7 protein-coding genes are annotated in these 12399 nt (G+C 41.5%); 3 read left to right on the top strand and 4 right to left on the bottom strand.

Annotated elements, in window-relative coordinates; all coding sequences use genetic code 11:
• Window position 1: 1 nt before the first annotated feature.
• Window positions 2–2974, bottom strand: coding sequence for a tetratricopeptide repeat protein (locus tag ACP14Y_RS08125; protein WP_424962460.1), 2973 nt, complete (start codon window positions 2972–2974; stop codon window positions 2–4).
• A gap of 160 nt (window positions 2975–3134) precedes the next feature.
• On the opposite strand from ACP14Y_RS08125, the gene cysS reads away from it, so the two are divergent.
• Window positions 3135–4619 (top strand): cysteine--tRNA ligase, encoded by a 1485-nt coding sequence (gene cysS / locus ACP14Y_RS08120; protein WP_424962459.1) that lies wholly within the window; start codon window positions 3135–3137, stop codon window positions 4617–4619.
• A gap of 12 nt (window positions 4620–4631) precedes the next feature.
• Here cysS and ACP14Y_RS08115 read toward each other — a convergent pair whose 3' ends face one another.
• Window positions 4632–8228, bottom strand: coding sequence for a BamA/TamA family outer membrane protein (locus tag ACP14Y_RS08115; RefSeq protein WP_424962458.1), 3597 nt, complete (start codon window positions 8226–8228; stop codon window positions 4632–4634).
• On the bottom strand, window positions 8225–9136 hold the full coding sequence (locus tag ACP14Y_RS08110) for an SdiA-regulated domain-containing protein (RefSeq protein WP_424962457.1): 912 nt from the start codon (window positions 9134–9136) through the stop codon (window positions 8225–8227). Before ACP14Y_RS08110 ends, ACP14Y_RS08115 begins: the two co-directional genes overlap by 4 nt.
• A 77-nt stretch (window positions 9137–9213) precedes the next feature.
• On the opposite strand from ACP14Y_RS08110, the gene ACP14Y_RS08105 reads away from it, so the two are divergent.
• A complete protein-coding gene (locus ACP14Y_RS08105) occupies window positions 9214–9831 on the top strand; it encodes an HD domain-containing protein (protein ID WP_424962456.1) in 618 nt (205 codons plus the stop codon).
• A complete protein-coding gene (locus ACP14Y_RS08100) occupies window positions 9810–10433 on the top strand; it encodes a Pycsar system effector family protein (RefSeq protein ID WP_424962455.1) in 624 nt (207 codons plus the stop codon). The genes ACP14Y_RS08105 and ACP14Y_RS08100 overlap by 22 nt, the downstream gene beginning before the upstream one ends.
• On the opposite strand, the gene ppk1 is transcribed toward ACP14Y_RS08100, so the two are convergent.
• Window positions 10411–12399 (bottom strand): polyphosphate kinase 1, encoded by a 1989-nt coding sequence (gene ppk1 / locus ACP14Y_RS08095; RefSeq protein WP_424962454.1) that lies wholly within the window; start codon window positions 12397–12399, stop codon window positions 10411–10413. The two genes, ACP14Y_RS08100 and ppk1, sit on opposite strands and share 23 nt — an antisense overlap.

Here is a 12399-nt window from a genome sequence, read left to right as displayed (position 1 = left end):
TTTATTCGATACCTGTAATCATAAAACCACCCCATGTCTTAGGGTCAGGATATTTGGCTCGTAATTCAAGTTGTGCTTGTTTTAACGAACTTCCAATCTTTTTGGTCTCATTATATTTTTCATAGAAGAGTGTTAACATCTCCTTAGTTATGTCTTGTTCTGACTTAAAAACCTTCATTAGTACATTATGTGCACCGGCTACCATGAAAGCTCTTTGCAACCCATAGGATGCGTTAGCGGTGCTTGAATTTGCCTGGCTAGTGATATCAGAGACTACAACCAGCTTTGTTTTTGTTAGATCAAGATTCATGATCTCATGTGTACTTAGAATCCCATCATTTTCTGAAATCGTACGAATGCCCTCCAAAAACCTTGAATAAGATTCTGAGGCACCTGAAAGGTAGATTCCGGATTGAAACAGTTTACTTGTCAATGGGCTTTTCGTTCTGATGTATTTAAACCTGTCTTCAAAAAACCCATACGCATCAATGTGGAGCACCGTTGGATTAAATGCTGATCGAACTCTTAATTCATTGGCATTTTCTCCTTCATAAGACCGTACACTCCAGTCCACAGGATCAAAAACACCTTCACTCACACCTGAAATAACCGGCAACTCTCCAAGATCAGCCGGATCGCTGATTTCACTACTTACGTAATCCGGGTTGGAGAAAATGTATGCACGCTGACTATATACGATTGCATTTTCTCTAAACAGGTCATGAGGGCTGGAAAGATTTGTAACCAGATAGTCATCTATCACATGATTTTTTGCTGAAGTTTCAAAAACATTTGGGTTGATTCCATGAAAAATACCATCTGATCCCAACCGAACAAAATCCACATTTTTGACACGGTCATGAATAGGCTCCCAAAGGAGCTTAAAGGAACTTTGGCCATCGGTATCTCCGTCAAGGTAATCCTTGTATTGACTTAAATATTGTGGATCGGTAGTGGCATTGGTACCAATAATTTCGAATACTGGTTCGTCTTGATTAGGAAGGAAAATTACCGCCAGATATTTGGTGTAGTTAGTAAAGCTGAATAAGGTGCCCTGGGCCTGGTCTAAAGATTCAAACTCCCTTATCTGGACGAGTTCAACAAAGGCTTCATTTGATCTCACTTTTTGTTGAACGGATTGCCAATTTTCACGAAACCGCTGAAGCGAACCCTCGAAGTTATCGATGCGTGAAATCAAATTATCTTCTAACCGTTCAATTCGGGTCTCTTCATACTGGAGATTTATATTCAAGTCTTCCAACTCGTGGATACCCATTTGGAAATAGCTCGCGAGGAGTCTTTTATCTGACTGCCACTGACGGTATAGTTCTTTCAGCTCATAATCGTCACTTTCCTGAATTTTTTCAAGCACCTTGTCCGAAGTGCTAAATAGTATCCCTTTGGTTTTGACATGAAAGTCATAAATATTCTTAACCAATTCTGGTTTTTGATCCAATAAACCAAACGCAATGAAATTATACCGATCAATGCTTTTGATAATCCCATCATAAAAGGACTGGCGATCGATCTCACTCATAATAGGGAATAGTGTATGAATGCGATCAATTTGAATTCTAATCGATTCACTGAAATATTTTTCAGCGTTAGAATAGTTTCCTATTGCAAGCGCATGCATACCCATGTATTCCAATGCACTTCCATACGCTGGATGATTTTCTCCCAGCACCTTAGCTCGAATTTGAACAGCTTCCTCGTAGTATTTTGCTGCTTCATCCTCTCTACCGTTTGCGCTGCACAAAATTCCAAGGTTGATCAAGGTAGTCGCGTAATCAGGATGATCTTTACCATAAATACGCTCATCTATTTTTAATACTTCACGATAGTATTGTTCGGCCAGATAGGTGTTTCCAAGTTTTCGCTCAACCCGAGCAAGATTATTTAATGCGTTAGCATAGTAAGGATGGCTTTCACCGAACTTTATCTTATAAGTAGCTAATGCGGCGTTGAACATTTCTCGTGCATCCACGAAATTTCCCTCGGCTATAGCCAGTGCCCCAAGGTTATTTTTAGCTGTGGCATAGAATGGATGATCCGTACCAACGTTTTCTTCACATTCTGAAACCACCTCATTAAACATCTCTTTGGCCTTTTCATATTGACCTAGCTGATGGTACATAATTCCAAGATCATTCAAGGTTTCGATAATCAGAATGTCAGCTTCATCCGGGATTGTTCTTTTAAGTTTCAGCACCGTCAACAGGGTTTCTTCTGCCTCGTCATATCGGCCCATTCTCTCGTAGAAAATGGCAAGATGCTCTAAAGATTCAGCACGCTGAACGGCAAAATCAGGCCCAAGCGACTCATAAATAGTTGTACTTAAATTGATGAATTTTTCGCCTTCGTCAGGGTCGCCGGTGAAAATAAGAATCCGACCTTTGTGCATACAGATCTCGGCAAAATCTGGAGAAAGATCATTGCCGGAAGCAACCAGTTGCTCATAGCTTTCATTATAAATACTAAGTGCCAGGGTATAAGATCCGGCCTCTTCGTACACAAAGCCCAGTTTTGATCTGGCAATCCAATATTGCGCTCTGGCGTTGGGTAGATTTTCTAAAATATCAAGGGATTTTTGGATATACTGCCTTGCCAGGTCAAACTCCACCTGATCTAGGTAAAGTACACCCATATTTAAAAGCGCTTCTGCATAGTCACGCTGATTAGGAATTCCGGCCTCCTCGTGATAGAGTATCGAAAGATTCAGGTATCGCTCAGCTTCAAAAGGATCAAGCAAGCTATAGTGTAGATAACCTAGATGATTAAAGACTTGTGCACGTTGATGATAAGTCATATCATCCTCATACGCTTCTATAATTTGCTTAAAACTGTCTCGTGCTTTTTCCCAGTGATTTCTCTCAAGGTTTTGTTTGGCCTCAGAGATCAGAGAATTGATGTTTTGGGCATACGATAACCCCAAAACCATCGAAAAAATAATACAGGCGAGTACGTTTTTCATGGTGGTGGAAAAATACTATTTGCTAAGCTACAACGATAATTAGCAAATGATAAATTCAGAATTGAATGAAAGAAGGAATTTTTTGGAGTTAAAAAGGATTAGGCAACCTCGATGTAATTTTTTCGGTAAATGCCTTTCTTTGCCAGACAAAACAGGACGCATGATTGGAAAGCTAAAAATTTATAATTCACTCACCAGACAAAAAGAAGAGTTCCAGCCTTTACATCCTCCGCATGTTGGAATGTACGTGTGCGGCCCTACGGTTTACAGTAATGTACACTTAGGAAATGTTCGAACATTTCTCAGTTTTGATGTGGTGTATCGTTATTTACAATTTATTGGCTACAAAGTAAGATATGTGCGAAATATCACTGATGTGGGCCATTTATCAGACACTGGTGAAGATAAAATTTCTAAAAAAGCAAAGCTTGACCAACTGGAGCCAATGGAGATTGTTCAGATGTATGCGAATGATTTTCATGATGTCATGAAGCTTTTCAATGCGATCCCACCAGACATAGAGCCATCAGCCATTGGTCACCTGATGGAGCAAATCGAGATGACGAAAAAGCTGATAGAGAATGGCTATGCATATGAGTCAAATGGGTCGGTATATTTCGATGTAGAGAAATATCACAATGCTTCAGATCATGCGTATGGGCAGCTTTCGGGTAGAAAAATCGAAGACCTCATGAGCGAGACCCGTGACCTAGATGGAGGGAGCGACAAAAGGAATCCATTAGATTTTGCACTTTGGAAAAAAGCGGCCCCTGAGCACATCATGAGGTGGGAGACTGAATGGAGTGATGGCTTTCCCGGCTGGCACCTGGAGTGCTCGGTGATGAGCACTAAATATTTGGGTGAAGAATTTGATATCCATGGGGGTGGTATGGATCTACAGTTTCCTCACCATGAATGTGAGATCGCGCAGAATGCCGGAACATACGGAAAGGGTGGTGCTAAGTATTGGTTACATACCAACATGCTCACTGTGAACGGACAAAAGATGAGTAAGTCATTAGGTAATTCTTTTTTACCTCGGGAGCTAATGGCTGGAGATCACGAGCTGCTGGAGCGCGGATATAGTCCAATGACTGTGCGATTCTTTATGATGCAATCGCACTATGCTAGTACACTTGACTTTTCAAATGATGCTCTGGAAGCCTCGCGAAAGGGGTATGTTCGTTTGGCCAATGGCATGCGGATCATGCAGGAAATGGAATGGACTGAGGACGAGGGCGAGCTGAATGAGAAGCAGGTAGAACAGATCAATAAAATCTGTGACAACTGCTACTATGCCATGAACGATGATTTCAATACGGCACTTACAATTGGGCATTTATTCAACCTTGTAAAGAAGGTCAATTCACTTCACACTGGCCAATTGAAATTTGGGGAGATCGGTGAGGAGACTTTTAAAAGAATGAAGAAGACATTCCTTGGTTTCACTGAAGATGTTCTGGGACTTAAAGTAGAGGCTGATGTTGATTATAAAGCCTTAATCGATACGATTTTAAGTGAGTATAAAGACGCAAAGTTTAATCGTGATTTCGAGCGGGTAGATAAGCTTCGTGCCGACCTTAAGGCTCAGGGAATAGTGGTTAAGGACATGAAGGAAAAGATTGAATGGGCATTTGAGGAATAGCGTTTCGCGAAATCAAAAGAAAAAGCTCATATAAAACGTAGGTAGATTCTCGTCTTCACCAAAAGCATAGTTGACGTTCAGAACCACCGTATTAAGCGGACTCAGCCAAACGCCAAATCCTTTCCCTTGATGCCATTCATTGGAATTTTCTCCATTTACCCACACTCTCCCCATATCATGGAAAGCCAGTAGCCCGAACTGGCCAGGGAAAATGTAGCTACGGAAAGATGCAATTTTTAGTCGCAAATCCAGATTGTGGTAAAAGGAGGATTGACCGTAGAAACGAGTTCTCCGAAAGCCTCTAAGATTAGTGCGCCCACCAAGAATGCTTGCGTTGAAAAAGTCTAAGTTATCGGACGGTATGTAAGAAGCACCCAATCGATTGGCAATGACTAATCTGGAAGGGAGACGGGTTGTAAGATAAAAGGCCCACTCAGCATTGTATTTAGTCGTGTTTTCAGAAAAGTCAGTTAGTGCTTCAAGATGTTCGATTTCGGCTCTTGCCGTCATTCCTGCCTGTGGCAATACCTTACTATCCCTTGAGTCAAATACAATTCCGGTGGCGAAGCGTGCGTATCGGTTTTCCTCAAAATCATTCATATCGCTGGGTTGGTCAGAAATGAAACGATTGGTAGTATTTTCTACCTCTACTGACTTGTATCCGGTGCTTAAGTAGAATTTGGCTTTAGCTCCCACATTTCTGGAAACACCCACATTCAAATCCAGCCGATCCATTCGAACTCGGTAATAATCGATTGGGTCATCGTCAGGTGACACAAATTGATCCATTAAGAATGTTGTCTCGTTTCCAAATCCAAAGTAGTTGTTTACAAAGTATGGTTCCTGCCATAGCACCGATGTATTCAAGTCCCAGCGTCCTAGGGCATCTGTGTAATCGCCCGTGTAATCAAATTGGTATGAACCTGTCTCAAAAGCGCCAATGGCCTTGAAGGTATGTTTGGAAGCAAATGGTTCTTTTCTCCAACCGTGCTTGGTGTATGCAAAGCCCCCACCCAGAAAAATTCCATCATCTGGGTTAATGGCTGCAGTGACCAAAGGCATTAAGACATCATACTTGAAAGCCTTTCTGTCGTATCGATTAATGTCTGGTCTGCTGCTTAGTTTTAACAAGCCTTTGGAATTCCCCTGAACACGAGTGCTTTTATAACGATCGTAGACTTTGACATTTTTGAGTTTTTCTTCGGCATTTCCATTGATGATCAGGTCCTTGTCAGTTCCTCCAATGATTCGTATTTTGATTTTTGAGTCAAGCCCTTTTACCTCGAACACATCCTCTCCATCTAAACCATAAAGCCTGATTTCTTTCGTCTCGTCTGATTTGAATAGCCGCTCATAAATAACCTGCTCCAACTCTCCGTCTTTTTTTCTTTTCCTGACGGTCACTTTGGTTTCTATATCACTCAGGTGCACAACCTGAAAATATTCGTGTTTGTCGGAACCCGTGACCTCCACCTCTTTTGAGAGGAAGAGATAAAGCTCCCGGGCATAAGACTCCATATTTTCCCTTCTGGCTTTCAGTCCTTTTTTGATTCGCTCGCCTGTTAGTTCTTGAATTTGATCGGGCCATTGGGCAATTGCCTGATGAATAACATCATCAGTTAGGTTTTCTTTTAAATACCGGATCTGTTCCTGCCAGTCGTTCCAGTCTGGTTCATTCATAAATGTCCGATCAAAGAACCTCGCATTCTGGCTCAATCCGGGAGCCCAATCTACATCCTCGTCAAACCCTTCAATTTTTGGGAGGGCCCATTTTCTAGCAGCAATTGTTGGAATGACCCCTTCATTAATGAAAAAAGCCTGATCCCGATCTCTGGGGATAGGCCGATAAATATTGCCTTTTTTCTTGTCTATCTGCGCCCAGCGCCACTGATCATCATGTCGGTCCCAGTCACCAATCCACAGATCAAAAAGTCGGTTCCTAACTACAAAATCCTGATCCACTTCATTGTCATTATCCTCTCTCAAATTTTCAATGACTGTATCTGTTCCATCAATATCTTCTCCACCACCAAAATAAGGATCCCTGGAGGCGGCTTCATTCGGACGCTCCTCATATAACGCAAGTGAACCAGCAAATGTGCTTTGAAACTGACCCAGCCGTGGATCATCAGGAATGAAAACTGGCTTAGGGTTGGTGTGATAGATGCCAACAGGCTCTGCGAGATGGGGTATTATGAAAGCACCGTAAGGGTGAGAGGCAGAAATCTGATCTTCAACAATGTCCTGAGCGAATGTTTTTTGCAGTGCGGTAGGGATGGCATTTTCAGGATACTTTTCAATGGAGCGAAGTACATATTGTCGCCCGTCTTTGGCTTCCATTCTCAAAGATTTCGTTTGCATTCCCCCACCTTTTTTCACCACTTCCAAGCCGCCTTTTTCAGCTCCTATATCAAAAACCTCAACCTCAACAGGAGTGCTCCACACATCTCTATAGTTTTTACCCAGCCATCGGTGTTTTCCTTTATCTCCCTCATACTTTTTACTGGCCACTACGCTTATAGAACTATCAGAGAAATCAATTGGGCGAAGTTCATTCAGCGTTTCTCTTAATTCCTTTTTGTAAAGGGTGCCCTGGTACAAGCTTCCTTCTTCGATACCAAAGTAGGCGACATCAGCCTGTCCGTCATCTTCCAGATTGAGAATTGCAAAACCTTGCTCACTTTTCGCGAATAAACTTCCTTTCCCCTGCTTCACATGAGAGGTCTTAGAGCCAGACCCACTGACAATAAAATGATGGCCTTCTTTTTGAATCAGTTGTAGCGAATGCTCGTGACCACTCGCATAAATCACTTCTTCGGCTTCATTCATTGCTGCGATCACCTGATTCATTACTGCCCGGTATTTAGGGTGTGTGTTATCCTGAATATTCCCAATCAACCTACGAAAAAGTGGTTGAATGCTACCCAGAATTGGCAGTGGCTTCATCTGATCTTTAAAACTGAAATTGCCGTGATGCTCACCATAGGTGTAAATGGGGTGATGTGCTGCGATGAGGATATGCTTTCCTTTGTTACGGTTAATGATGGTTTTCAAGTCCTCAAGTGCTTCGATGGTGGACTTGTTTTCGCAATTGTCATCTTCGTCCGGTTTGTCCCAGCCATGCAGAAAGTACTGCGTATTTAAAATGACAAGCGTTGATTTTTTACTCATGGGGATTTCAACAGGTCCCGGGCAGCCACCCAATGGCAGCAAAACCTCTTCTTCTTCAAAATACTCATGGATGAATCGCTCCATATTCATAGCATACTCCCATCCATATTTTCTTCCCTGTGCCCAGTCATGGTTTCCTGGGATGATATAGGCTTTGCCAGGAAAAGATTTCATTACCTCCAGCTGGGGAATGAGTTTGTTTTCCATCGCTTCCCGCTTAGGATCCTCCTTGTCAGGCAATCCTTTAGGGTAAATGTTATCTCCCAGGAAGATCAGGAAATCATCTTCTGTGGCACCTTTGATTTTTTCTTTGAGCAATTCCAGGTTTGGGTCAGGTGATTTTGGCTCACCTGCGTCACCAATCAGATAAACTTGCTGCCCCCACGAGAGCGATGGAAGGAGGAACACTAGCAAAAGCAGTCTAATGGGATCGTTCATTGCATATCAAATTTTAAGATGTAGCCCCTGTCACCCTCACCTTCACTACTAATGAACATGTTTCCATCAGGAGAGAAGCAGATGCCCTCTGGCTGACCAAGGACACGAGGAGATATTGGATATGTGCCCAAAATATTCCCTTGTGGAGAAGCTACCACTAGCATTTTTCCGACAGAGGATAGAATGTAATAATGTCCTGAAAGAGGATGGGTTGCAATCGCTGAAGGTTTAAATTTTATTCGTTTCTTTTCATAATCAAAATCCTTGTTCTCTTCCCAAAACCTTTCCAGTTCTACAGGACCAATGACGAAAATGGGCTCAGCAGAGAGTTCTTTTTTTGTGCGGTGAAAGGAATAAAATGCACGTCCTTTAATCTTTTTATCTCCTATGTGTCCTTTCTCTTTACATGCGATGAGCAGAAGGTTCCGCAGTGGATCATATCCCAGGCCTTCGGTATCATTATCGTTGTGGAGGGGAGTCTCATGTTTTTTTGATGCGACTTTTTTTTCCTTACTGTATTTAAAATGGAAAATATCTCCATCGTGTTTGAGAACGTAGATGTCATTATCAACAAGTTCTACACCCTCATAGTCGTCAGACTTATAAAACTGGATGGAGTGAACAATTTCTTTTTTCCTGAGATCATATTCAAAGACTTTTCCGGACTCATCATCAACAGCCAAAATTTGGGAAGGAACCTTGTAAGCCATTCCCGAGATTTCTTCCAGCACATAGGGCAAAAAATGCTTCTCACTTGGCTTTTTTAGGTCGTACGTAAAGTTCAGATGGGAATCAACAAGAAAGAGGCTGTCGGCATGCTGGCCAAAAGAAGCAGAAGAACAGCTTGGAGTGAAAGAAGCCACCAGAAGGAACAATAAAATAGGTGCTATGTTCTTTATTAAATTCATTGGTCGATTTAAAATGTCAAGGCTACAACACTAAAATGCCTAATTTTTGTTCTATTTTGTAAACTGATTTGGAAAGAATGAAGTCGAGGAGTCAAATTCTGGGTCTGGTTAAAGATTATGCTATCAAGGTATTGACAAAAAATCTACCTGATGACATGACCTATCATTCCATCAATCATACGCTGGATGTGGTGAATTCTGCTGAGGAAATCGCAGAGGAGCAACACTTGAGCAACGAGGAAAGAGAAGTCATTCTAATAGCCGCCTGGTTTCATGATATTGGTTATACAAAAGGGGCTGAAAGTCATGAGAAAAATGGGGCTCGAATGGCCAAGGAGTTTTTGAAGAAACACAATTATCCGGAAAAGAGAATTGAAGAGGTGGCTGGATGCATTATGGCTACTCAAATGCCGCAGAATCCGAAGAACATGCTGGAGCAGGTCATCTGTGATGCTGATATGATGCATCTGGCAGATCACAATTATTTTGCAAAAGCAGATTTACTACACAAGGAATTGGAGAAAACTAAAGTTTGTAAGATACCGGAATCGGAGTGGCTGGAGATGAATCAGGAGTTTTTGGATAAGCACTGTTTTTTTACCGAATATGCCAAGAATAATTACGAATCTGCTGTTAAGGAAAACCTCAAAAAAGTACGGGATCGGCTAAAATCATGGAAAAAAGCGAAAAAGTAGGAGAACTGGAAGAAAAGGTCTCCAAGCTGAAGAAGAAGGTAAAAAAAGCAAAGGAACTCAAACCTACAAGAGGTATTGAGACGATGTTTCGTACCACCTCAAAAAACCACATGGAGCTTAGTGCCATCGCTGACAATAAGGCCAACATTATGATCTCAATCAACTCGATCATTTTATCGGTGTTGGTGTCTGTTTTAATCAGAAAGCTGGAAGAGTATCCACACATGACTGTGCCGGCAATTATGCTTACGTTGGTGTGTCTCACCACTATCGTATTTGCTGTGCTTGCCACCCGGCCAAATGTAACCAAAGGCCGATTTAAGCATGAGGATATCATCAATAAACAGACGAACCTTTTATTTTTCGGAAACTTTCATCGAATGAAATTTGATGATTATGAATGGGGAATGAAAGAGATGCTGAAAGATGCTGATTATCTCTATGGAAGCATGATCAAAGACATCTATTTCCTTGGAGCAGTCTTAGGGAAAAAATATCGTTTACTCAGGATCAGTTACACCATTTTCATGTTCGGGTTTGTGCTTGCCATTCTCGGCTTTATCGTTGCAGAACTCTTCTTCAAGTCTCCTTATCCTTATTAATTTTTAAGTAATCGTAGGTTGCCAATTGGGCCCTTATTTTATGCTCGAGCTTTGGTCTTTCATTTTTCATTTTCGGAGAAAGCCATACTCCTTTAATATCGTCTTGCCATTGAAACTTTAAAATGGTTAGAATTTCCTGTTTCATTCGATCATCCGTAACAGGAAAGCAGACTTCTATTCTACGATGTAGATTACGATTCATCCAATCGGCAGAGCCCAAGTAAATCTCCTGCTCATCATTATTGTGAAAATAGAAGACCCTTCCGTGTTCCAGATATCGATCGACGATACGCTTCACTTTTAGGTCATTGGTGGGAATAAGACAGCATATGCTGCGCACGATCAGCTTTACATCTACACCCTTTCTACTTGCCGCTTCTAGTTTTTTAATCAAAGTCTGTTCTTGCAGGTTGTTAACCTTTACGATGATGCGGGCCTCCAGTCCAGCTTCTGCATGCTGAATTTCACGATCTATCTTCTCAATGAACTTCTCATAGGCACCAAACTGTGATACAATGAGTTTTTGAAAAGGAGGAGGTGTATACTTGGTAAGTAGGTATTGAAAGACGTGATGCAGTTCTTTTGTCAAATGATCATTTGATGTCAGCAGTCCATGATCACAATAGATTTCAGAGGTCTTTTCGTTTAAGTTTCCAGTCCCGAAGAACCCATACATTTTGTTCTTTTTTCGAATCAGAGCCACCTTCGCGTGAACCTTAAGGCCTGGTAGGCTATAGATGATTTTGATTCCTGCAGCACGCATTTTTCTTGCCCAATCCAGATTGTTTTTCTCATCAAACCTGGCTTTGACTTCCATAAACACTGCTACTTTTTTACCATTGTTCGAGGCGCTTATAAGAGCTTCCGCAATGGTGGATTTTTTAGCCATTCGGTAGAAAGTCACATTTATTTCTTCTACCTCCGGATCAATGGCTGCCTCATTAAAAAATTGAAGAACATAATCGTAAGACTGATAGGGAAAATGAAGCAAATGATCCTGCTCCTCCAGTTTCTTCAAGATAAACCTGGAACCTTGCAGAGAGTGTGCTGGCGCATAAGGTTGGGGAGAGTAGTTTAATTCAGGATCTTTAATGTTGATCTGAAAGAAATCATTGAGGTTGTGATATCTGCCACCAGTGACGACATCATCTGAGGATAGCTGAAGCTGGCCTGTCAAGGAAGCCAACATTTCATCTGGCATTTTAATGTCAAATAAAAAGCGAGCAGGAGTACCCAGGTTTCTCTTTTGGATTTGCTTCTCTATTTTCCTTACCAGATTCCCGGAATATTCATCGTCAATCTGAAGCTCTGCATCTTTATTTATTTTAATTGAGAAAGCCCCTTTTACTTCCTTCTCCGGAAACACCAGATTCAGATGCAAACGAATCACATCATCTAAAAAGATGTAGTAGGTATCACCCCCAATCTGAAATTGTGAAAACCGAGACAGATGATCTGTTGGAATGTTTAGGATGGAAATATCATCTGCAAAATGGACAGCCAGATAAATGGCCTGATTGTCCAGGAATAGCTCGGTATTTTCGTTTAATTTCTTTGGTTGCAAATAGGCTGCAACGTACGTTTTAAAGTAGTTGAGTAAGTCACCATTTAAATCAGAGGGAATCTCCGCTGTATCCGTGCAGATGAAGTGACCTTTCTCTTTAAGTTGATCAATAATCTCGCGCATTGCGTGACCGTATTGATCGAGTTGATGACTTACTTCCTTATGAATATCCGCTAGAAGTGTTTTGGCATCAAAATCAAGTCTCTTGTTGATCTTTTTCTTATCGATTCTTTTAATATTTCGAATATCAGCTACTCTGACCCGAAAAAACTCATCGAGATTGGAGGAGTAGATTGCAATAAATCGCAACCGTTCCAAAAGCGGGACACTTTCGTCCATTGCTTCCATCAGAACACGATAGTTGAATGAAAGCCAGCTGAGGTCTCTATCGAAGTATTTCAC

This window comes from Ekhidna sp., assembly GCF_965247405.1.
Taxonomy (GTDB): domain Bacteria; phylum Bacteroidota; class Bacteroidia; order Cytophagales; family Cyclobacteriaceae; genus Ekhidna.
Note: the sequence above shows the minus strand (reverse complement) of the source record. Positions and strands in the feature narration are given on the sequence as shown.